This window comes from Erwinia sp. 009765445 (genome assembly GCF_058137865.1).
The window spans coordinates 1-21,195 of record NZ_JBYUWC010000022.1 but is presented as its reverse complement, the minus strand read 5'-3'; the positions used below and the strand labels follow the sequence as shown (position 1 = coordinate 21,195).

General features: G+C 52.7%; 19 protein-coding genes, 1 tRNA gene and 1 pseudogene. 9 read left to right on the top strand and 12 right to left on the bottom strand.

Annotated elements, in window-relative coordinates; genetic code table 11:
- Positions 1–319 precede the first annotated feature (319 nt).
- A complete protein-coding gene (locus AC3Y5R_RS20615; protein ID WP_489922883.1) occupies positions 320–1,360 on the top strand; it encodes an IS481 family transposase in 1,041 nt (346 codons plus the stop codon).
- A gap of 82 nt (positions 1,361–1,442) precedes the next feature.
- On the opposite strand, the gene AC3Y5R_RS20610 is transcribed toward AC3Y5R_RS20615, so the two are convergent.
- From AC3Y5R_RS20610 to AC3Y5R_RS20590, 5 genes are all read right to left on the bottom strand, one after another.
- Positions 1,443–2,114, bottom strand: coding sequence for a glycosyl hydrolase family 25 (locus AC3Y5R_RS20610; protein WP_489922882.1), 672 nt, complete (start codon positions 2,112–2,114; stop codon positions 1,443–1,445).
- An 86-nt stretch (positions 2,115–2,200) separates the two neighbouring features.
- Positions 2,201–2,989, bottom strand: coding sequence for a DUF3472 domain-containing protein (locus AC3Y5R_RS20605; protein WP_489922881.1), 789 nt, complete (start codon positions 2,987–2,989; stop codon positions 2,201–2,203).
- Between the two features lie 172 nt (positions 2,990–3,161).
- Positions 3,162–4,121 (bottom strand): allantoinase PuuE, encoded by a 960-nt coding sequence (gene puuE / locus AC3Y5R_RS20600; protein WP_489922880.1) that lies wholly within the window; start codon positions 4,119–4,121, stop codon positions 3,162–3,164.
- 35 nt (positions 4,122–4,156) lie between these two features.
- The gene (gene hpxA, locus AC3Y5R_RS20595; RefSeq protein WP_489922879.1) at positions 4,157–4,897 is read right to left on the bottom strand and encodes an allantoin racemase; all 741 of its coding nucleotides are present in this window, start codon (positions 4,895–4,897) and stop codon (positions 4,157–4,159) included.
- Positions 4,894–5,625, bottom strand: a complete 732-nt coding sequence (locus AC3Y5R_RS20590) for a GntR family transcriptional regulator (protein WP_489922878.1) — start codon at positions 5,623–5,625, stop codon at positions 4,894–4,896. The genes hpxA and AC3Y5R_RS20590 overlap by 4 nt, the downstream gene beginning before the upstream one ends.
- A 145-nt stretch (positions 5,626–5,770) precedes the next feature.
- Between AC3Y5R_RS20590 and AC3Y5R_RS20585 the strand changes: the two genes are divergently transcribed.
- A complete protein-coding gene (locus AC3Y5R_RS20585; protein ID WP_489922877.1) occupies positions 5,771–7,261 on the top strand; it encodes an NCS1 family nucleobase:cation symporter-1 in 1,491 nt (496 codons plus the stop codon).
- A 164-nt stretch (positions 7,262–7,425) separates the two neighbouring features.
- Here the strand turns inward: AC3Y5R_RS20585 and AC3Y5R_RS20580 are convergent, their stop codons facing one another.
- Both AC3Y5R_RS20580 and AC3Y5R_RS20575 read right to left on the bottom strand, forming a co-directional pair.
- Positions 7,426–9,858 carry a formate C-acetyltransferase/glycerol dehydratase family glycyl radical enzyme gene (locus AC3Y5R_RS20580; protein WP_489922938.1) on the bottom strand — a complete coding sequence of 811 codons (2,433 nt, stop codon included), beginning with the start codon at positions 9,856–9,858 and terminating at the stop codon, positions 7,426–7,428.
- Positions 9,859–9,862: 4 nt separating this feature from the next.
- A complete protein-coding gene (locus AC3Y5R_RS20575) occupies positions 9,863–10,762 on the bottom strand; it encodes a glycyl-radical enzyme activating protein (RefSeq protein WP_489922876.1) in 900 nt (299 codons plus the stop codon).
- Between the two features lie 138 nt (positions 10,763–10,900).
- Between AC3Y5R_RS20575 and fsa the strand changes: the two genes are divergently transcribed.
- Together fsa and AC3Y5R_RS20565 are read left to right on the top strand one after the other, a co-directional pair.
- Positions 10,901–11,563: a fructose-6-phosphate aldolase gene (fsa, locus tag AC3Y5R_RS20570; RefSeq protein ID WP_489922875.1), complete on the top strand. Its 663-nt coding sequence runs from the start codon at positions 10,901–10,903 to the stop codon at positions 11,561–11,563.
- A gap of 7 nt (positions 11,564–11,570) precedes the next feature.
- Positions 11,571–12,335, top strand: coding sequence for a DeoR family transcriptional regulator (locus AC3Y5R_RS20565; RefSeq protein WP_489922937.1), 765 nt, complete (start codon positions 11,571–11,573; stop codon positions 12,333–12,335).
- An 89-nt stretch (positions 12,336–12,424) separates the two neighbouring features.
- On the opposite strand, the gene AC3Y5R_RS20560 is transcribed toward AC3Y5R_RS20565, so the two are convergent.
- Positions 12,425–12,501 (bottom strand) — tRNA-Asp (locus tag AC3Y5R_RS20560).
- A 133-nt stretch (positions 12,502–12,634) separates the two neighbouring features.
- Positions 12,635–13,369 carry a DNA polymerase III subunit epsilon gene (dnaQ, locus tag AC3Y5R_RS20555; protein WP_158783460.1) on the bottom strand — a complete coding sequence of 245 codons (735 nt, stop codon included), beginning with the start codon at positions 13,367–13,369 and terminating at the stop codon, positions 12,635–12,637.
- Between dnaQ and rnhA the strand changes: the two are divergent.
- Positions 13,314–13,888, top strand: a pseudogene (rnhA, locus tag AC3Y5R_RS20550) (ribonuclease HI). The gene dnaQ and the pseudogene rnhA overlap by 56 nt on opposite strands.
- On the opposite strand, the gene AC3Y5R_RS20545 reads toward rnhA, so the two are convergent.
- Positions 13,873–14,610, bottom strand: a complete 738-nt coding sequence (locus AC3Y5R_RS20545; protein ID WP_489922874.1) for a class I SAM-dependent methyltransferase — start codon at positions 14,608–14,610, stop codon at positions 13,873–13,875. The pseudogene rnhA and the gene AC3Y5R_RS20545 overlap by 16 nt on opposite strands.
- 43 nt (positions 14,611–14,653) lie before the next feature.
- Here AC3Y5R_RS20545 and gloB point away from each other — a divergent pair, with 43 nt between their 5' ends.
- The 4 genes from gloB to AC3Y5R_RS20525 all read left to right on the top strand — a co-directional run bounded on the left by gloB (position 14,654) and on the right by AC3Y5R_RS20525 (position 19,212).
- Positions 14,654–15,409, top strand: a complete 756-nt coding sequence (gene gloB / locus AC3Y5R_RS20540; protein ID WP_489922936.1) for a hydroxyacylglutathione hydrolase — start codon at positions 14,654–14,656, stop codon at positions 15,407–15,409.
- A gap of 70 nt (positions 15,410–15,479) precedes the next feature.
- Complete coding sequence (gene mltD / locus AC3Y5R_RS20535; RefSeq protein ID WP_158783463.1) at positions 15,480–16,859, top strand: murein transglycosylase D; 1,380 nt, start codon at positions 15,480–15,482, stop codon at positions 16,857–16,859.
- Between the two features lie 312 nt (positions 16,860–17,171).
- Entirely contained in the window at positions 17,172–18,515 is a 1,344-nt protein-coding gene (locus tag AC3Y5R_RS20530; protein ID WP_489922873.1) for an MFS transporter, read from the top strand.
- A gap of 1 nt (position 18,516) precedes the next feature.
- Positions 18,517–19,212, top strand: a complete 696-nt coding sequence (locus AC3Y5R_RS20525) for a cyclase family protein (RefSeq protein ID WP_489922872.1) — start codon at positions 18,517–18,519, stop codon at positions 19,210–19,212.
- 27 nt (positions 19,213–19,239) lie between these two features.
- Here AC3Y5R_RS20525 and AC3Y5R_RS20520 read toward each other — a convergent pair whose 3' ends face one another.
- Both AC3Y5R_RS20520 and AC3Y5R_RS20515 read right to left on the bottom strand, forming a co-directional pair.
- Complete coding sequence (locus AC3Y5R_RS20520) at positions 19,240–20,004, bottom strand: class I SAM-dependent methyltransferase (protein ID WP_489922871.1); 765 nt, start codon at positions 20,002–20,004, stop codon at positions 19,240–19,242.
- Positions 20,005–20,088: 84 nt separating this feature from the next.
- Positions 20,089–20,892 (bottom strand): endonuclease/exonuclease/phosphatase family protein, encoded by an 804-nt coding sequence (locus tag AC3Y5R_RS20515; RefSeq protein ID WP_489922870.1) that lies wholly within the window; start codon positions 20,890–20,892, stop codon positions 20,089–20,091.
- Positions 20,893–21,195: the final 303 nt, after the last annotated feature.

Sequence of the window (21,195 nt, the reverse complement as noted above, 5' to 3'; positions counted from 1 at the left end):
AGAAAAGTTAAAAAACAATCTTTGTCGGAGGCTAATTTAAAAAAATGGGCCAAACATGACATTACTTCGGCTATTTATTGAAGTTCATCACAATTGAGAAATTTGGTAAGGGAATGACAGTCAGATTTCGGGGTGGAAAATGGAATTTAACAGAAGAAGAAAAAACACAGAATTACGATCAACTTCAAACTTCAAACTTCAAACTTCAAACTTCATATGTATTAGTCGCGACTTGATCTGACATATGACCTTGAAAGGTTGAGAGTTACCGGTTTTGATATGGGTGTCGAATCCTTATACAAAACACAAGGTAACTCTCATGCTTCATACTACCAATCCCGTCATAAAACACAAAACCGGTTTGCTCAATCTGGCTGAAGAACTCAGCAACGTATCTAAAGCCTGTAAAATCATGGGTGTCTCCCGTGATACATTTTACCGCTATCGCGAACTGGCTGATGAAGGCGGTGTGGACGCGCTGATTAACCGCAGCCGACGCGCTCCCAATCTCAAAAATCGTACCGACGACGCAACTGAACAGGCTGTTGTTGATTATGCTGTCGCGTTCCCTGCACATGGTCAGTACCGGACCAGCAATGAGCTGCGTAAACAGGGCATTTTTCTCTCAGGAGGTGGTGTCCGCTCTGTCTGGCTACGCCACAATCTTGAAAACTTCAAAAAGCGTCTGAAAGCACTGGAAGAAAAAGTGGCTCGTGAGGGTATCGAACTGACTGACAGCCAGATCGCCGCACTGGAACGCAAAGCCAGTGATGACGAGGCCTGTGGCGAAATTGAAACCGCGCAGCCGGGTTATCTGGGTTCTCAGGACACGTTTTACGTGGGCAACCTGAAAGGTGTCGGACGTATTTATCAGCAGACGTTCGTTGATACGTACTCGAAGGTTGCGCACTGCAAGCTGTATGTTACTAAAACGCCGATTACAGCGGCAGATCTGTTGAATGATCGCGTGTTGCCATTTTATGCATCTGAGGGCCTGCCAATGCTGAGAATACTGACTGACAGGGGCACAGAGTACTGCGGCAAAGTGGAGCAGCATGATTACCAGCTTTATCTGGCAATAAATGATATCGACCACACTAAAACCAAAGCAATGTCGCCGCAGACAAACGGCATCTGCGAACGGTTCCACAGGACGATATTGCAGGAATTTTATCAGGTAGTGTTCCGCAAGAAACTCTATGGCGAACTCGATACATTACAATCGGATCTTGATGAATGGCTGGCTCACTATAATAATGAGCGACCCCATCAGGGGAAAATGTGCTGTGGCCGGACGCCGATGGAAACATTACTTGATGGAAAACGCATCTGGGCTGAGAAGAATTTAAGCCAGATGTAATCTGACAGATACCTGTATAAATAACCGGTAACTGTCAGATCAGGTCTGAGCTAATACACTTCATAAAAAAATCAACACAACATCAAAATGAACCATACTTTTTTATTTCATCAATATGACGAGTAAAACTATCCATTCGATCCATCATCTTTTTTTCGATGTCACTTATATCCGGTTTTTGATAGCCCGAACATGGATAAATGCCGTACCATCGATCTTTAGCCATTAACTGTAACCAGTGATAATCCAGGCTCGATTTATCATAGGGAACACCATTTTGCTGCATAACGGCGGATTCATGAAAGTTCCGCATCAGTCTCTTGTAGTAAGGCCGGTTAACCAGGTAACTATTGGCCAGGTAAGCAAATTCAACTTTGTAAAATCCTTGTTTTATTTTTTTGATAATATAGTAACTAGCTGAAAGAAATCCCACATCCCACGGCACACCCTGCAAATTTAAAAAAAAATCGTTTATTCGCCTGCAGGATTCATCATCTTCGTTGAACATCATGTCATCTTCAAGGATCAGTACGTTCGGCCACTGATTACATTCTGCCATCGCTAAAACACCGGCATGGGACAGAGTACAACCCATGCCGCCATTTTCTCGTTCAACAGCCTCAAAGCGAACAATTTTTTCCTCTGGCACTCCGACCCTGCCGAGTTCCTTTTGCATCGCTTCATTTCTGTCAGTTCTTTTTTTTAAGTTGATATAGACAACCCTGTCGATAAAACTCCAGTCAATCGCTAACATGGTTTAAATATTCCTTGTCCGGCCATATTCTGCCCGGGAAAATTGAAGAAAAAAGGACAATGTAGAACCTAAGGCTTTGAAAAATATCAGTTCATGCCTTTGTCCTGAACGACCAACAGGCTGCCGTCAGTCTGAATAGTTGATTTAAAAGGTAGCTTCTTCTTACAAGGGTCAGAAATAGCCGAATAAGCGATATTCAATTTTCCGGTAACCGATTCGTTGGAGGATCTACTTCCCACACCAGGCCCAAAGAGCGCGGTAGTAGCGGGAAGAGAGGCACAGTTCTCCACTCTGAGAAAATGTTCAATGAACCCGATACTGTTCCCTGAAAGTAAGCCCCATGCTGCCGGTGTTTTCCACGAACCTATCCGATGCGCTTCATTACTGGCAGTATTAACGGCGTACCCTTCCCAAATATTTCCGGATAAGGAGGAACTGGCCAGGGTGGCGATAAATTTGTATTCAACATCATATTCAAAGGGCATAAAGGCAGCACAGCTTGAGCCACTTTTCATATCCGCTTCTGAAGTACATTTATCATCCTGCCTGACGACATTGGGACCAAAGACAGAAAAGATAACTTTAGCCTGATTGTCGCCCCAGGGTTGAATTCCCATATAGTAAGCGCCATTACCGGTCCCACCATGAGTAAAAAAGACATATTGTGAGTAATAAAACCCCTTCTCTTTTTTTCCTGATAAAACCTTAATAGGATAAACCAACGTTTTATATCCTTCGGCACTATCAGGCATTGAGCCAGTAAAGTTAATAATTTGGCCAGCCCATGAACCTTGTGAAGCAAGAGTTATTGTACTGCAGGAAGTCGAAATAGCAACAATAAAAAACAATCCGGTTAACAAACGAATTAATCCCATCAGTAACATCCTTATAAAAACAGTGTGCAAATCCAAAACAATCTTATTTTACCATAGCGATTAAAACATATGCACATACAACCTGACTGTTCAATCCTGGAAATAACCGGAAAATTATTTTTACTGAAAAAGGCTATTTTTTTAAGAAAAATAAATAGCCTTCAGGAAATTATCAGACTGCAGGTGCAGGATGCGTTTTAATCCAGTGTTCGGCAATCTGCTGGCGGGTGCAGATCCACACGTCATCATGCTGCTGGATATAGTCAAGGAAGCGTTGCAGCGCTTTGAAACGTCCCGGCCGGCCCAGCAGGCGGCAATGCATTCCTATCGACATCATTTTCGGCGAGGCTTCGCCCTCTTCGTACAGTACATCGAAACTGTCTTTCAGATAGGTATAGAACTGCTCAGCCGTGTTGAATCCCTGCGGCGTAGCAAAACGCATGTCGTTAGTTTCCAGCGTGTATGGGATGATCAGGTGAGGTTTCACCGTACCATCCTGGCAGGTCACCAGCGACCAGAATGGCAGGTCGTCTCCGTAGTAGTCGCTGTCATAGGTAAACCCGCCCTGCTCGACCACCAGCCGGCGGGTGTTCGGACTGTCGCGACCTGTGTACCAGCCGGTCGGTGCTTTACCAAACAGATCGCTCAGCGTGTCCACCGCCTGCTGCATATGCTGGCGCTCGGTTTTCGCATCCATCGCCTGATAATGGATCCAACGCCAGCCATGGCTGACCACGTCATAGTCAGCAGCTTTAATCGCCGCAACAATTTCAGGATGACGGGCCAGTGCCATTGCCACGCCAAACATGGTCAGCGGCAGGCCGCGCTTCTGAAACTCGTTATGAATGCGCCAGAAACCGGCGCGTGAACCATATTCGTAAAGGGAATCCATCGACATATGGCGCTCGGGATAGCTGGCTGCGCCAATAATATCCGATAAAAACTGTTCAGAACCGGCATCACCATGCAGCACGTTGTTTTCCGCACCTTCTTCATAGTTCAGCACGAACTGCACGGCGATTTTTGCTTTCCCTGGCCATGCAGCATCCGGGGGATTCCCGGCGTAACCTATCAGGTCACGCGGGTAGTTTTTGTTGAAGCTGTACTCTTTTTTCTCTACGGCATCATTCATGGTCAAAGTCCTGTTGTCGGGCCGACTTAACTCCCTCAGTTTAGGCGCTCAAACTGACCCGACAGCATTTTTCGAATAGGGTAATTCAGATCGCCATGTTTACTGGTTGATAAACCCAGTGCCACCAGCGATTCCACCATTTTTACTGCAGCACCCACGCCATCTATTACCGGGATGCCCAGTTCCAGAGTCAGCTCACGGGCAAGCGTGGCCATTCCGCCACAGCCGAGCACAATGGCTCCGCTGCCATCATGATGCTTTGCTTGTATACAACCTTCACGCACTTTCTCCTGTGCCAGCCCGCTGCCATCTTCCAGTGCCAGCACCGGCAGATCGATTGCGTGCAGTGCGGCGCAGTGATGTTCCAAGCCATACTGCTGTAGCAAATGCCGTGCAATAATCACCGTTCTTGGCAACGTCGTGACGATGGAGAAGCGTGTCGCCACCATGGTCGCCATATGCATCGCGGCTTCCGCAATGCCGACAACCGGCCCCTGCGCCAGTTCACGAGCGGCGAGCAGCCCCGGATCGCCAAAACAGGCGATGACATGCCCGCAAACCCCCTGTTCGCGCCCGGCTTTAACCTGTTCAAGTACCCCAATAGCAGCAATCGCCTCGTCAAAGTGCCCTTCAATGGAAGGCACGCCCTGCGAAGGACAGACGGCCAGGATTTCGGTTGCAGGCCCTGCCACGGCGCGGGCGGCTTCACCAATGGTTCGCGTCATCGCCACACTGGTGTTGGGATTGATTACCTGCACTATCTGCTTAGCCGTCATGGCTGCACTCCCGTTTTCACTGCAAATCCTGCGAACAATCTGGCGAAATCCGGCAGCGTTTCGCCACCGCGTTCAAAGTGCAGACTGGCCACAATATGCGCAAAATGTTGCCGCATGGCTTCAGCCAGCGGCTCCGGCTCTTCTTTTCTGATCAAATCGATCAGGCGGTCATGGTCATCACAGCGGCATCCCTGCTGCCACGGCGCGCCGTAAGCGGCAATCACCAGAGAAGAACGCTGAGCCAGGCGCGTAACCATTTCCGTCAGTACCTGATTGCCGGAGATAGCCTGAAGCTGTATGTGAAAAGCGGCAGAAAGGCGGATAGCAGCCGGGCCATCATGATCTTCATGAGCCTGCTGTTCCTGACGGTTGAGCTTCTCCAGCGCCACCAGATGGGTGGACTGACAGCGCGCCAGTACCTCTGGCAGATTGGCGCATTCAATCAACGCCCGCGTGCGAAAGATGTCCCGTGCTTCCTCCACTGAAGGCGTAGCCACCTGTGCACCACGTTTGGGCGCAAGAACAATTAATTGCACTGCGGCGAGGCGTTGCAGCACTTTGCGAATGCCGGTACGGCTGACACCAAAAACCTCAGAAAGCGCTTCTTCCGGCAGTTTGCTGCCCGGTGGCAGCTGATGTTCCACTATCGCCGTCATCAGCGCCTGATAGATAGGTTCGTCCTTGTCGGTCAGGTCAGAGGCCGTTCTCAGGCCGGTTTCACTCTTCATTCCCTACTCCGGTAAACAACAGATCCGTAAGAAATCGTACACATGTTTCTTTACTTTTGTATACATGAAATAACGTTTTGGCCTGGATCCTGCAATACGTCATCAACCCAGTTTGTGTTTAGGTGAATTCAGAGGAGCAGGTTTCATGCCAAATAGTCAGAAAGTCTCTCCGGCGTCGGCTGCTGCCAATGCCAACTACAGCCCGCGGCTGTGCAATGAAGATCTGGCACCAACCCGTGACCAGACCTGGAGCTGGTACAACATCTTTTCGTTCTGGATGTCTGATGTACACAGTATGGGCGGCTATGTGGTGGCCGCCAGCTTCTTTACGCTGGGACTTGCCAGCTGGCAGGTGCTGCTGTGCCTGCTGGTCGGGATCTGTATCGTGCAGATTTGCGCTAACCTGGTGGCCAAACCCAGCCAGATGGCTGGGGTACCCTATGCCGTGATTTGCCGCCAGGCTTTTGGCGTGTTCGGCGCCAATATCCCGGCGGTGATCCGCGGCCTGATTGCTTTCGCCTGGTACGGTATCCAGACTTATCTGGCCGCCAACGCGCTGATGCTGGTATCGCTTAAGTTCTGGCCGTCGCTGGCTTCGATGACCCAGGCTTCCTGGCTGGGCCTGTCGCAGCTGGGTTGGATCTGCTTTGGCATTATGTGGTTCGCTCAGGCGCTGGTGTTCTGGCACGGAATGAGCGCCATCAAGCGCTTTATTGATGTGGCTGGTCCGGCGGTCTACGTAGTGATGCTGGCCCTGGCAGGATGGATTGTGTACAAGACCGGCTTCGACGGTATTTCACTGACGCTGGCCAGCAAGCAGCTGAGCGGCGGTCAGCAGGTGTGGGAGATGATTACCGCCACGGCACTGGTTGTCTCTTACTTCTCCGGCCCGCTGCTGAACTTCGGCGATTTCTCCCGCTACGGTAAGAGCATGGGTGAAATCCGTCGCGGTAACCGCTGGGGGCTGCCGTTTAACTTCCTGCTGTTTTCCATCGTTACCGTGGTGATCGTTTCCGGCACGCAGTCACTGTTTGGCAAGATGATCACCGACCCGATCGAAACTGTCAGCCGTGTGGGCAGCGATCTGGCCGTGGCAATTGGCCTGCTGACGATGATTACCGCCACTATCGGTATTAACATCGTGGCGAATTTCGTTTCTCCGGCCTTTGACTTCTCCAACTGCTCGCCACAGAAAATCAGCTTCCGTACCGGTGGGATGATTGCCGCAGTGGGTTCAGTGCTGCTGACCCCCTGGAACCTGTTCCAGTCGCCAGAGCTGATTCACTACACGCTGGACGTGCTGGGTGCCTTTATTGGTCCTCTGTTCGGTATCCTGCTGTGTGACTTCTACCTGATCAAACGCAGCCAGATCTCTGTGGATGACCTGTTTGATGACACACCAAAAGGGAAATACTGGTATCGCGGCGGCTTCAACCCGAAAGCCATAGCGGCGCTGGTACCCTCGGTGCTGATTGGCCTGGTGATCAGCTTTATTCCGTCACTGCATGAGGTGGCTAACTTCAGCTGGTTTATCGGTGCGGGCCTGTCGGCAGGTTGCTATCGCTGGATTGCTCGGGAAGATCGTGTTGCCAGCACGCAGAGTTACAGCGGCAAGGTTGCTGTGCAAAAGCGCTGATCCGGGCAAACAACTCCTGACATGAAGCGCGGAGAATAGAACCGGAAATAAAGCGTCCCCCACCATGGACGGTGCGGGTCGGGCTGCCATGGACGGCGCTTTTGCGTTTTTATGAGCAGCCGTGTTCCCCGCGCAGGCACTTGTTTTATGCCTTTATGAACACCTCACAGCATATGCTCGGTACGCGCAATAATGTCATCCTGCGCATCCGGCGATAACGCAGTGAAGAAAGCGGAATATCCGGCCACCCTCACCACCAAATCCCGATGCTCTTCCGGACGCTCCTTCGCGGCTAACAGTGTCTCCCGCGACACAATATTGTACTGAATGTGCCAGCCCTTATGCTCTTCGAAGAAGGTGCGCAGCAGCATCATCAGCTTCTGACGGTCACCGTCATTATCCAGCGTGGCGGGATTCAGCTTCTGATTCAGCAACACGCCGCCCAGAATCGACCCGACAGGCAGCTTCGCCACTGACCCAATCACCGCCGTTGGCCCCAGATGATCGGTGCCGGAAGAGGGACTGGCTCCTTCCGCCAACGGCGTTTTCGCTTTACGGCCATCCGGCGTTGCCATGGTCTGCGCACCAAACGGCACGTTAGCCGAAATTGAGGAGGTTCCGGCATAATAGTTCCCGCCAATCGGCCCCCGGCCATAACGCGGATTATGATAATTCTTCAGCTCATCAATATAAGTTTCATAAGCCCGTGCCAGCAGCATATCCACCTGGTCGTCATCATTACCGTACTTCGGTGCGCCGTTAATCAGTCGCTGACGAAGCTGCTCATTAGTCAGCCCGTCGAAATCACTCGCCAGTGCCTCCGCCAGCGCTTTCTGCCCTATCGCGCCCTGTTCAAAGACCAGTTTTTTCACCGCGGCCAGACTGTTCCCCAGATTGGCAATGCCAACCTGCAGACCGGAAACCCAGTCATATTTCGCGCCGCCCTGCTTCACGCTCTTCGCCCGTTCAATACAGTCATCCACCAACGCCGAGCAGAGAATATCGTGGGCGTTCTCTTCCAGAATCGTGTCCACCACGTACTCAATTTCAATCGATTTCCGCGCGTAATAACGAATCTGCCGATCCCATGCCGCCATTACCTGATCAAAGTGTTCAAAATTACCGGCTGACAGCGCCTCTGGTTGTAGCAGAAACACCTGACCACTGGTCGCGTCGCGTCCCCCTTCCAGCGAGGCCAGCAGCACCCGCGCGAAGTTGATAAAACTCATCCCGGTGCAGCGATAGCCCCACTTGCCTCCCACTGCAGTTTCGATACAACCAATCGCGGCATACTGATAAGCGTCTTCCGGCTCCACACCCAGCTTGATAAATTCCGGGATAACAATCTCGTCATTATTAAAGGCAGGCATGCCGAAGCCACAACGTATCACCTGCACGCAGGCATCCAGGAAGTCATCGCCGATCCCGGCATGATAACGCACGCTCAGGTTAGGCTGGGTTGAGCGAAGGCGGCCACAGGACTCCAGAATCACATAAGAGAGCGGATTCACGGCATCCACCGCTTTACCATTCAGCAGATTTTGTCCGCCGATGGTGACATTCTGGTACAGCGGGCTGCCTGCCGAGGCTTTGGAGTGCGAGCCGGAGCGAATTTTGTTCACTTCCAGCAGTTTCAGCCAGCAGCTGTGCAGCAGCTCAATAGCCTGTTCACGCCCCAGCTTTTGCTCCAGCTCCACATCACGGCGATACCACGGATAAAGATATTGATCCATCCGCCCGAAGGAGACCGAGTGCCCGTTGGATTCGATCTGCAACAGCAGCTGCATGAAGTAGCACAGTTGCAGCGCCTGCCAGAACATTTTGGGTGGTTCGCTGGCGATAACATCGCAATTTTCTGCTATTGCATTAAGCTCAGCCTCCCGTTCAGGGCGGCTCTCTTGCACCGCCATTTCCCTCGCCAGTGCCGCGAAACGATGGATATGATCGCTGACTGCCCGCAGGGTGATCTCAATCGCCTTCAGGAACTGCTCGCCATGCAGATCTTCCAGCCCGGTTAGATTGATGCGGGAACGGCGCTCTGCCACCTTTTCCTGCATCCCCGCCAGCCCTTTTTCCAGCAGCAGCGGAAAATTGATCGCCAGATGGGCATCCCCGGAAGTCATGTTACCTTCCGCTTTAATGATCCCCGTTGCCAGTAGCGCCTTCTGCTCATCGGTGAACATACCGTAGCAGCGATCCTGCACGGTCTGACCCCGCCACCACGGGCAGATCTCATGCAGGATCCTTTTGTTCTCTTCGCTGACCGAGAACCCCGCACCGGGACGATCCGCCAGATCGTCGATCTCTTTCTCAATCCACGACACGGTGTATTCAGGGAAGATCGGCGCTGCACGCACTTCGCTGGCCTGATTGCCGACGATCAGCTCATCGTGCCTGATCCAGATGGTGCGGTTTGCCAGATGATAAGCCAGCGCCATCGCCCGCCGCACAGGCAGCGGCTTATCCATATTTTCCTGATAAATTTTAGTGTAATGACACGCTCGTTCGGTACAAACTGGTGGCTTATCAATGCGGATCAGCGCCTGTTTGTGTGCCTGAGTTCTGGCGCTTAAGGTATTGAGCTTCAGTTGGGTCATCATCTTATCCTCTTAAGGTCGCAGCCAGACCTTTATGCCCGGCATATGACTGCGCGAACTGCAGGATTTCAGGGCAGTCGAGCGGCAAATCCGGTGCCAGGAAAGGCCGGTTGAGTAACGCATATTTGTTCCTTCCCAACGTGTGATAGGGCAGGAAGTGAATTTCTTTGACGTGCAGCTCATCTGCGGCAAAATCGACAATGCTCTTCACCGACTCCTGGTCGGCATTGAAGCCCTGGATAAGCGGCACGCGAATAATCATCTCTTTGCCAGTGGCCGCCACTTTCCGCAGATTTTCCATCACTCTTCTTGCCGAGCCGTCAGTCCAGAGCCTGAACTTCTGTTCATCGATGTGTTTCAGATCGGCCAGAAAGAGATCGATCCACGGCAGAGAGAGCTGAATATAATGCCAGGGGACATGAAGGCAGCTTTCCACCGCAGTGTGAATGCCTTCCTCATGGCTGTTGCGCAACAGATCCCTTGCCAGCTGCGGCTGCATAAAAGGTTCGCCACCGGAGAGCGTCATCCCACCTGCACTACGCCAATAGAAAGGCTTATCGCGTCTGACTACGGTCAGGATCTCCTCTGCCGTTTTCTCCTCACCGCATACTGTCAGCGCCTGAGCGGGACAACAGTTCGCCAGCGCGATCAGATGCTCAGCCCCGATCCTCTGCCGGGCAATCTGCAATTCATCCGCCGGTTTTCTCACCACGTCCGGCGCAGCCTGCTGGCAGAGATCGCAGCCCTGCAGACAGAGACGATTATCGAACAGCAGCTCCTGATGCCGGGAACAACTTTCCGGGTTCTGGCACCACCTACAACTCAGCGAGCACCCTTTTAAAAACACCACGGTACGGATGCCTGGCCCGTCATGGGTGGAATAACGCTGGATATTGAAGATCATTGACCGGCCTCCGCAGATTACGTACGAAGATTGAATGACCTTCGAAAGAAAGAGACATTGATTACGGACAATAAAAGTGAGGCTGAGGCAGCTATACTGTCATCAATTTGCTACTCATCACATTTCGGGAAACAAACGATGGAACTCTTTCTGGATACCTCTGATGTCACCGCAGTTAAACGCCTGGCGCGGATTTTTCCGCTGGCCGGGGTCACTACCAATCCCAGCATTGTTGCTGCCGGTAAAAAACCTCTGGATGTGCTGCTTCCCGAGCTGCAGGAAGCGCTGGGTGGCCAGGGGCGGCTGTTTGCTCAGGTCCTTGCGTCAAAAGCTGAGCTGATGGTGGAGGAAGCAATAAAACTCCGTGCCATGATCGACAATCTGGTGGTGAAAGTGCCGGTAACGGCAGAAGGCCTGGCGGCTATCAATCTGCTGAAACAGGAAGGGATCCCAACGCTGGGCACCGCAGTTTATGGTGCAACGCAGGGGCTGATGTCAGCGCTGGCAGGTGCAGAATACGTTGCCCCGTATGTTAACCGCGTGGATGCTCAGGGCGGCGACGGCATTCAGACCGTGAAAGATTTACAGCAGCTTCTGAGCCTGCATGCGCCCGGCGCAAAAGTGCTCGCCGCCAGTTTCAGGACGCCTCGCCAGGTGATGGCCTGTCTGCTGGCCGGTTGCCAGTCAGTTACCTTGCCGCTGGATGTCGCAGAGCAGATCATCCACACTCCCGCGGTCACCGCTGCGGTGGAAAGATTTGAGCAGGAGTGGTTAAAAACCTTCGGCGTACCGGGCTTGTGAACAGATGATCAATTCCAGACAGTTGCAAATTGTTCAGCTGGTAAATGACCGCGGCACGGTCAGCGTCAGCGAGCTGGCCCAGCTTACCCAGGTTTCGGAGGTGACGGTTCGTCAGGATCTGACCACGCTGGAGCGCAACAGCTATATAAAGAGAGCGCACGGCTTCGCCCATTCTGTTGGCCAGGATGATGTCGGCACCAGAATGCAGACCCATTTCACGCTGAAAAAGGCGCTGGCAGGCTATGCCGCTTCGCTGGTCAGCGAGGGAGAAACGGTCTTTATTGAAGGGGGAAGCACCAATGCCCTGCTGGCCCGGGCGCTTGCCGATAATGAAACGCTGACCATCGTCACGGTCAGCCACTTTATTGCCGGGCTGCTGAAGGAAGCTCGCTGTGAGGTGATTATTCTCGGTGGCCTGTATCAGAAAGGCAGTGAATCAGTAGTCGGCCCGCTGACCCGGGCTTGCGTGCAACAGATCCATTTTCAGAAAGCATTTATTGGCGTGGATGGCTGGCATGCGGATACCGGGTTTACTGGCAAGAATATGCTGCGCTGTGACACCATCAATGCGGTGATGGACAAAGGTATTGAAACCATTGCCCTGACCGATTCCTCCAAATTTGGGCGAATCCACCCCTACCCACTGGCGCTGAATCATCAGTTTCAGCATGTTGTCACTGATAGGGGAATCGAGGCCGAGCACTTTCACTGCCTGGAAGAGCAGGCAGTGAAAGTGCATCTGGTCAATGATGCTTCACTGAAAAGGGCGTGAATGAAAGGACTGGAGGGGCCAACGCCAGGCTGGCAGGCCCTGAAACGAAAAAAGCCTGACTCATTGCTGAATCAGGCTTTCTGAATGCTTGGCGGAACGGACGGGGCTCGAACCCGCGACCCCCTGCGTGACAGGCAGGTATTCTAACCAACTGAACTACCGCTCCACCGATGTTCCCCGTCGGGAACGGGGCGAATATTACGGGCAGGCGTCCAGGTCGTCAATGCTTTTTATACGCCTTTAAGAGCAAGTGCGTGTTTTTTCACCTCACCGAGCTTTTATTGCCCATTTTTAGACACTTAAGCCCGCCACAGGCAGCTGCCGCCCTTTTTCATCACCAGATCCAGCCGGGATTCATGTTCGGCAACTTCCTCTGCCGAAGCCGCAACAACCCTCAGGCCGGAAGCCGGCCGGGCAATACGGTGGATAGTGTTGCCATTGCTTTGCTCCTGACGCTCCCCTTCCATCGAGAAAGTCAGTGAAGTCTGCCCACCGGTCATCGCCAGGAACACTTCCGCCAGAATTTCGGAGTCAAGAAGTGCGCCGTGCAACGTTCGCTTGCTGTTGTCTATTTCATAGCGTGAGCAGAGCGCATCGAGGCTGTTGCGTTTGCCGGGGAACATCTTACGCGCCATCGCCAGGCTGTCGGTGACTTTACAGAAGGTGTCCGTTTTGGGAATGTTGCGCCCCAGTTTGGCGAATTCATAGTCCATAAAGCCGATATCGAACGAGGCGTTATGGATCACCAGCTCCGCACCGTCGATATAAGCGATAAAATCGTCCGCTATCTCGGCAAAAGTTGGCTTATCTGCCAGGAACTCATCGGCAATGCCGTGGACGCCGAACGCTTCCGGATCCACCAGCCGATCCGGCTTCAGATAAATATGGAAGTTGTTTCCCGTCAGGCGACGGTTCACCACTTCCACGGCACCGATTTCAATGATGCGGTGGCCCTCGTAATGGACCCCGATCATGTTCATGCCGGTTGTTTCAGTATCGAGTACGATCTGCCGTGTGGTATTTACTGTGCTCATAGGACCCGTTTATGTCAGACTTGGCGTTTTTCAGCAGGGAGTCTACCAGAGATGCCTAAGCAGGTAGAAATTTTCACCGACGGTTCTTGTCTTGGCAACCCCGGCCCGGGCGGTTACGGCGCGATTCTGCGCTACGGCAAACACGAAAAAACCTTCAGCGCAGGTTACTACTTAACGACCAATAATCGCATGGAGATGATGGCGGCCATTGTCGCGCTTGAAGCACTGACAGAGCAATGTGAAGTGGTGATGAGCACCGACAGCCAGTATGTCCGCCAGGGGATCACCAGCTGGATCCATAACTGGAAGAAGCGCGGCTGGAAAACGGCCGACAAAAAACCAGTAAAGAATGTCGACCTGTGGAAGCGACTCGATACTGCGCTCAGTCACCACCAGATAAAGTGGGAATGGGTCAAAGGCCACGCGGGCCACCCCGAGAATGAGCGCTGTGACGAATTAGCCCGGGCTGCGGCTGGCAGCCCCAATTTTGAAGATGTGGGCTATCAGTCCGAATCCTGATGGCGCTGGCACGAGCGGAACTGCCTGGTTGCGCCCACAGCCGGGCTCAGCCTTCTGTTTACAGCGGCCTTCTTCGCCGGATTCATGATCAGCGGGAAGGTTCGCTTGCGCGCTACGATAATACTCAGGCAGCCCAGCGCCGGAAAATGGGTGCTGATCACCTTGCCCCCCTGCCGGTTCCACGGCAGCACCTGAAAACGGGTACGCTGTACCACTTCGTAATTCAGCAGGCTCAGCCAGTCCATCAGTCGCATCTGGGTAAACATTCGGCTGTTCCACGGAACGCGGCGGTGAAGCCCGGGGATCAGCTTGCCCATTCCCAGCACGCTGAACGGGTTGAAGCCGCTAATAATCATCCAGCCATCGTCGATCAATACCCGATCCACTTCACGCAGAATACGGTGTGGATCGCTACTCCATGCCAGACTGTGTGCCAGCAGACAGGCATCAACGGATTTTGATTCAAAAGGCAGGCTCATCGGGTCGGCTTTGACATGCAAATCATTGCCGCTTAACCCTACGTTGACCTGATGTGAGATTGCGCAGTTTTCAGTGTCGATCTCCGCGCTGAGATTACCTATTTTCAGCAAATGGAAACCGTACATTTTATCGAGACGGGGCTGCAGGTGCTGCGTCAGCGCATCGCGATAAAATTCACCCCAGGGTATCTCTGACCAGGATTGAGGCACGTGACGAATTTGGCGTGTTTTAGCGGGCTTCATGCTTTACCATCTTCTTTCCATTTCGGGCAATCCAGAGGCGATGATGAATCTTACCAGTATTCCGGCACTTCAGGACAACTACATCTGGACACTTAATAACGATCGGGGCGAATGCCTGATTGTCGATCCAGGCGAAGCAGCTCCGGTCCTTGCAGCAGTGGCAAAAAACCAGTGGCAACCGGTAGCGATTCTTCTCACTCATCACCATCACGACCACGTTGGCGGCGTGAAAGAACTGGTGGAAAAACACCCCCATCTTGTGGTGTATGGCCCAGGCGAAACGCAAGATAAAGGGGCTACCCACATCGTCAGTGAGGGAGATAAAGTGGCTGTTTTGGGGCTAGAATTTAGTATTTTTCTTACCCCTGGGCATACTTTAGGACATATCTCATATCTTAGTTTCCCTTACCTTTTTTGTGGTGACACTATATTTTCGGGTGGTTGTGGCAGGTTATTCGAAGGAACGCCAGTGCAGATGTTTGAATCTTTTCAAAAACTTAACAATCTACCCGAAGAAACACTGGTTTGTTGCGCACATGAGTATACGTTATCCAATTTGAAGTTTGCCCACGCCCTTTTGCCGCAGGATGTGGAGATAGAACGCTATTATCATGAAATTAAGGAGTTACGCGCAAAAAACGGCGTTTCGGTGCCCACAAAGCTGGCTTTAGAGCGGAAAATAAATGTATTTTTGCGAACGCAAGATACTGAATTACAAAAAAATATCGGCTATGAAACATCTCCACAACATGAATGGCAAGTGTTTGCAACTCTACGCGAGAAGAAAGACCATTTTTAATTTTTCAGGTTGTGTTGCGCAAAACGACCACGTATAGTTGCTCGTCTTTTAAGCGAACTATGACACACACATGAAGGCTAAAGCGATATTACTCGCCTCAGTCTTGCTGGTAGGTTGTCAGGCGTCAGGACACGACGCTAACGATCCGGAACAGCATGCACAGAGTTTGTCTTCGGCAAGTCAAAGTGAAACTAGTAAAACCGCAGACCGTTTATTGTCACCGCGCTGGCAGGATGATGGAACCAGCCTTACGCAGGAACAGGATCTGTGGAATTTCATTAGCGACGAGCTGAAGATGAAGGTTCCGGATAACCCCCGGATACGCGAACAAAAACAAAAATATCTGAGAAACAAGAGCTATCTCCACGATGTAACATTACGGGCAGAGCCGTATATGTACTGGATTGTCGAGCAGATTAAGAAACGTAAGATGCCGATGGAACTGGTACTGCTACCCATAGTGGAGAGCGCTTTTGACCCCCATGCAACGTCTGCTGCCAATGCCGCTGGTATCTGGCAGATAGTACCGCAAACGGGGCGTAACTACGGTTTGAAGCAGAACCAGTGGTATGACGGGCGTCGTGATGTTGTCGCCTCTACCAAGGTCGCGCTGGACATGATGCAGCGCCTGAACGGCATGTTTGGCGGGGACTGGTTACTGACCATCGCCGCGTATAACAGCGGTGAAGGACGTGTGATGAAGGCGGTTAAAGCCAATAAAGCCCGCGGGAAACCAACGGATTTCTGGCATCTGTCGCTGCCACGCGAGACCACGGTCTACGTGCCAAAAATGTTGGCTTTGGGTGATATCCTGAAGAACAACAAGCGTTACGGCGTGCGTTTGCCGGAACCTAACGAAGCCCGTGCTCTGGCACGAGTGGAAGTAGGTCAGCAGATTCAGCTGACGCAGGCGGCAGAAATGTCGGGCATGTCACTGAGCAAACTGAAAAGTTTTAACGCGGGTTACAAACGCGGTGCGACGGCGCCAAAAGGCGGTCCTCAGTACATTATGGTACCGAAGTCAAACGTCGCGCAGCTGCGTAATTCGCTGGCAACAGGCGATATCGCTGCCGTGCAGCCAACAGCATTGGCCAGCAATACGACGGCAGGTTCCTACAAAGTGCGCAATGGCGATACTCTGTCTGGAATTGCGAAACGCCTGAACGTTTCGGTGAAAGATTTGCAGCGTGCGAATAATCTTCGCGGCGGCAATATCAAACCGGGGCAGACGCTGAGCCTGGGCGGTAGCGGCAATGCCACCAAACTGGCCGATAATGGCAACAGCATCACCTATAAAGTACGCAAAGGTGATTCTCTGGCCAGCATCGCGAAACGTCACGGAGTCAATATGAAGGACCTGATGCGCTGGAACAACGGTGACATCGCAAACCTTCAACCTGGTGACAAACTGACGCTGTTTGTCAGTAACACCAGCACTCCGGACAGTTAAAACGTCTTCAGACCGATAAAAAGCCAGTCTCAGGACTGGCTTTTTTTTATGCCCTTAACCCAGCCTTTGTTCCCTCTCCTGTGGGTCATTCTGTGATCCCAGACACGCTTACCCGATACCAACTGTGATCCGGATCCCTTAATGGCAACATCCATCTTGTATGGTAGTACATTTGATCCCTAATGTTACCTGGGTGTTTATTTTTTGATCACAACACCTAATAAAAAAAACAATTCAATAACAGGGCGTACCGTTCCTTCGCGGATGAACGTGCAGGGCGTACTGGTAAGAACCCATTAAAAGGCACCGGGTATGACTATCCCCTCATCTGAACTGGCCCGGCAAAGGCCGGATACAGCTTCACAGGCAGGAGAAGCACAGCGCGGACTGATGCGTTTTCTGCCACGTGCCCATCCGCTCTCCTGGTGGATGCTGGTTATCACCACCCTGGCGATCCTGATGAACTCTATCGACAGGATTATCCTTCCTACCCTGCTCCCGGCCATCATGACCTCGTTCCATCTTAGCGAGGTACAGGCAGGCTGGTTGAACTCACTCAGCTTTGTCGGCACGCTGACCGGAGCGGTGCTGTTCGGGCTTTTTTCAGACTGGGTAGGAACCGGCCACAAACGCTGTTACAGCTGGTGTGTGGCCGTGCTGGTAGAGATTATCTCCGGTGTGGCTACGGCATTCTGTAAGTCCCTTGGTGCATTCCAGGCACTGCGTGTGGCAATGGGCATGGGCACCGGCGGCTCTGAACCGATTAACGTCGCGCTGCTCGGCGAATGGTGGCAGAAAGAAAACCGCGGCTTTGCCATTGGCGTGCACCACACAGGCTTCCCTCTGGGTCAGTTTATCGGCCCGATCCTGATTGCCGCCATTCTGGCCTTTGCCACCTGGCGCGAAGCATTTCTGTTTATCCCAATGATTGGTCTGGTGATCCTTATCGCTCAGCTGATCCTGGGCACCCGCAAGAATCACCAGAAGGTCAACGACTGGATCGTGGAGAACAAGCTTACACCGCCGGTGACGGAGTCTTTACAGAAAACGGTGGAGAAGGCTTCGATCTGGTCTAACGTCGCCTCCTGCCTGAAGAATCGTAACTGCCAGCTGGCCATCCTGCTGATCTTCGGATTTACCTGGGCGGAGATGGGCATAGCCAACTTCCTGACGTTGCAGCTGACACGTGAAGTGGGCCTGAACCTTTCCACCGCCGCGATTATTTCCGGGGCTTCAGGACTGACCGGCTGGATTGGGCAGATCCTGTGGGGGAGCTTCTCCGACGTGAAGGGCCGTAAGCGTTCTCTCGGCTTTATTATTGCTGGCTGGATCCTGGCAGCAGCGCTGTGCATCTTTATCCACTCAGCCGTTCTGGGCTGGGCAATCCTGATTTTCTGGGGCCTGTTCCGTAACTCACCTTATCCGGTTGCCTACGCGCTGCTGATCGACTCATCGCCACGTGCCGCCGCCTCCAGTATGGGCCTGATGATTGGCCTGGCGGTTGGCATCGCCGGTATCCTGGTTGCCCCGGTCAGCGGCTGGATCATTCACACTTACGGTTTTACCGTGCACTATCTGGTGATCGCCTGCGTGCTGGTGCTCTCCTGTGTGCCACTCTGGTTTATCAAAGAAACCGTTAACGTCCAAAAGGCCTGATATGACAAATGACCTGGTCTCACTACTTCAGCAGCACCGCCTGATTGAGCTGAATCATCTCTATGAGGAATTTATGCCGGTCTGGCCAACCCACGGGAAGTTCTTTTGCAATCGTGCGGAGGATTACGTCGCCGGAGACGGTAACTATAACTGCCAGCTGAGCCTGGGTGACCATTGCGGCACCCATGTGGATGCGCCGGCACATTTTATCGAGGGCGGAAAAACCATTGAGCAAATCGATGTCCGCCAGCTGACCGGACGTGGGCGCTGTCTGGATATGTCCCATCTGGACGCCAACAGCGATATCAGCCTGCAGATGATTAAGGGCTGGGAAGCAGAGCATGGCGCAATAGAGGCTGGAAATATCGTAATTTTCCGCACCGGCTATGATGAGAAATGGCGCTGCCGTCCGCATCAGGCAGAATTTTTAGCTAACTGGCCGGGGCTGTCAGGCGAAGGGGCTGATTACCTGATTGGTAAAGGCGTGAAAGTCTTCGGTACGGACGCTATGTCGCTGGATCGCTATAGCAATGAGGCACATCCCGCGCATCTGGCCGTGCTGGGAGCGGAATGCCTGATTCTGGAAAATCTGGCTAATCTGAAAACCCTGCCGACAGAATTTACCTTTATCGCGCTGCCGCTGAGAATCAAAGGGGCATCTGCCTCGCCGATCCGGGCGATTGCTCTGGTGAAATAGTGGCCCTTGCGGGGCCGCTATGCTGGCTCAGGGCCTGAAAGCCTCGATAAAGATGATGTCGGTGCTGAAACTACCGTCCGGCTGCAGCGCAAAGTAGTGCTGCACTTCATCAGATGCCGACTGCTGATAAGCGCGGATCGCCTCCACCATTACCGCTGGCGTGCGCATCCGCTCTACCCAGCTGCGAAATTCCAGTTCCAGCCGATCGTGCTGAATAGCGCTGATAGCCAAGCCTGCTTCCGTAAACATCGTCAGCCATTCTCCAGGCGGGTAATCCCGAACGTGCGAAGTATCGCGTAATGCCTCTACCGTCTGTAACCAGATATCCAGTACCGGGTTGCCTGGCGCATTCACATCCATAAAGATGACTTTGCCTGCTGGCTTCAGCACCCGCTTAACCTCACGCAGTGCGCGGCCCACATCATGCCAGTGGTGTGCGGAATAGCGGCTGATGACGATATCAAACTGCTGGTCAGCAAAAGGCAGCTGTTCAGCGTAGCCCTGTTGGGTGGTGAGATGCGTGTAACCACGCTCTCTGGCCGTTTCAGCCACCACCTCCAGCATTTTGGCAGAGAGATCGTAAGCCACCACGCTTTTGACATGTTGAGCCGCCACATAGCTGGCATGGCCGCCACCGCAGCCCAAATCCAGCACCGCCGCTTCCGGCTCTGCAAACAGTCTTTCTCCCAGCCGGACGAGGTCCCGACCGCTGGCGTGCACGGCACTGCTCAGGTAGGCACTGGCCTGTTCACCAAATTGCCGATCGACGTTGTCATGATGATGCTTTGCCATATCTCTGTTTCCTTTGCCTGTAGAGTGAGTATGGGCAGAACGATGGTTTGGCCTGCCCGTGAGTGGCGGCAGGCCAGACATTCCCTAAAGAAGCGCAGGCTTGCCGGGATTGAATTCGACTAGTAGAGGATTGTGATCGGAGGCGCGGGTAACCAGGACGGAGGCTTCTGCCACACCCATTCCGCGATAAAACACAAAATCTAAAGGACGACCAAAGGCTTTGCGCCGGTGATCGTCAGTAAAGTTTACTTCTTCCAGCCCCATATCACGGGCGAAAGTGTATAAGGCATTGATACGCTGGCGGCTCCACGCATTGAAATCTCCCGCCATGATCACCGGCCCCTGATGATGAATAATTTGCTCACCAATCGGCCCCAGCTGCTTGCTGTACACATCGATCCCCAGGCTGAAGTTAACGGCATGGATGTTTACCACCATCAACATCTGCTCATTCGGCAGAGGATATGCCGTCACCAGCGCGGATTTAGCCAGCCGCAATAACGGCTCACGCTCGCGCAGGGGACAGCAATAAACGGGATGGGCAGAGGCCAGCGTCATCACGCCGGAAGGATGCTGAGGCAGGACAAATGCCGGAACCTGATCGGCAGCCAGATAATTTGTAGTGGCAAAACGCACCAGTTCAGGGGTGGTCTGCGCCTCCTGCAGTAAAACCAGATGGGCATCCTTACCAAAATTTTGCAGAACTGACAGCCAGTCAGCGCGCTGCTGTTTGAAAATGTTCCACACCAGTACCCTCAATGAGGACTCGGTAGTCAGCGGTGCGCCGGGCGGCAGAGCCTTGCCGACGTGCAGCATGGCACCAGGCGGAAAAATACGCTCCGCTGGCTGTCCTGCTACATATCTCATGGCATAGGTCTTTTTTCGCACTTTACCGCCTGGCCTTAACTTGATGCTGGATTGATACTGTCATTCATTTATAGGGACTTTAAGGCCGGGTTTCAATCAGAGCATGCTAATAAGGTTTGAAAACAAGTTATACCGGGCCCTGCGGAACAGCGATAAATCCGGGACCAGATAATCTGATCGATGGTTATGACTGTTTGCGGGACAGACAAAAAAGCCCTGAGTCATAAGACTCAGGGCTTAATGTAAAGTGGCGGAACGGACGGGGCTCGAACCCGCGACCCCCTGCGTGACAGGCAGGTATTCTAACCAACTGAACTACCGCTC

Bases quoted from the DNA above. Each gene is read 5' to 3' on its own strand.
- AC3Y5R_RS20615 (WP_489922883.1), top strand. From the start codon at position 320: ATGCTTCATACTACCAATCCCGTCATAAAACACAAAACCGGTTTGCTC.
- AC3Y5R_RS20610 (WP_489922882.1), bottom strand. From the start codon at position 2,114: ATGTTAGCGATTGACTGGAGTTTTATCGACAGGGTTGTCTATATCAAC.
- AC3Y5R_RS20605 (WP_489922881.1), bottom strand. From the start codon at position 2,989: ATGGGATTAATTCGTTTGTTAACCGGATTGTTTTTTATTGTTGCTATT.
- puuE (WP_489922880.1), bottom strand. From the start codon at position 4,121: ATGAATGATGCCGTAGAGAAAAAAGAGTACAGCTTCAACAAAAACTAC.
- hpxA (WP_489922879.1), bottom strand. From the start codon at position 4,897: ATGACGGCTAAGCAGATAGTGCAGGTAATCAATCCCAACACCAGTGTG.
- AC3Y5R_RS20590 (WP_489922878.1), bottom strand. From the start codon at position 5,625: ATGAAGAGTGAAACCGGCCTGAGAACGGCCTCTGACCTGACCGACAAG.
- AC3Y5R_RS20585 (WP_489922877.1), top strand. From the start codon at position 5,771: ATGCCAAATAGTCAGAAAGTCTCTCCGGCGTCGGCTGCTGCCAATGCC.
- AC3Y5R_RS20580 (WP_489922938.1), bottom strand. From the start codon at position 9,858: ATGACCCAACTGAAGCTCAATACCTTAAGCGCCAGAACTCAGGCACAC.
- AC3Y5R_RS20575 (WP_489922876.1), bottom strand. From the start codon at position 10,762: ATGATCTTCAATATCCAGCGTTATTCCACCCATGACGGGCCAGGCATC.
- fsa (WP_489922875.1), top strand. From the start codon at position 10,901: ATGGAACTCTTTCTGGATACCTCTGATGTCACCGCAGTTAAACGCCTG.
- dnaQ (WP_158783460.1), bottom strand. From the start codon at position 13,369: ATGAGCACAGTAAATACCACACGGCAGATCGTACTCGATACTGAAACA.
- AC3Y5R_RS20545 (WP_489922874.1), bottom strand. From the start codon at position 14,610: ATGAAGCCCGCTAAAACACGCCAAATTCGTCACGTGCCTCAATCCTGG.
- gloB (WP_489922936.1), top strand. From the start codon at position 14,654: ATGAATCTTACCAGTATTCCGGCACTTCAGGACAACTACATCTGGACA.
- mltD (WP_158783463.1), top strand. From the start codon at position 15,480: ATGAAGGCTAAAGCGATATTACTCGCCTCAGTCTTGCTGGTAGGTTGT.
- AC3Y5R_RS20530 (WP_489922873.1), top strand. From the start codon at position 17,172: ATGACTATCCCCTCATCTGAACTGGCCCGGCAAAGGCCGGATACAGCT.
- AC3Y5R_RS20525 (WP_489922872.1), top strand. From the start codon at position 18,517: ATGACAAATGACCTGGTCTCACTACTTCAGCAGCACCGCCTGATTGAG.
- AC3Y5R_RS20520 (WP_489922871.1), bottom strand. From the start codon at position 20,004: ATGGCAAAGCATCATCATGACAACGTCGATCGGCAATTTGGTGAACAG.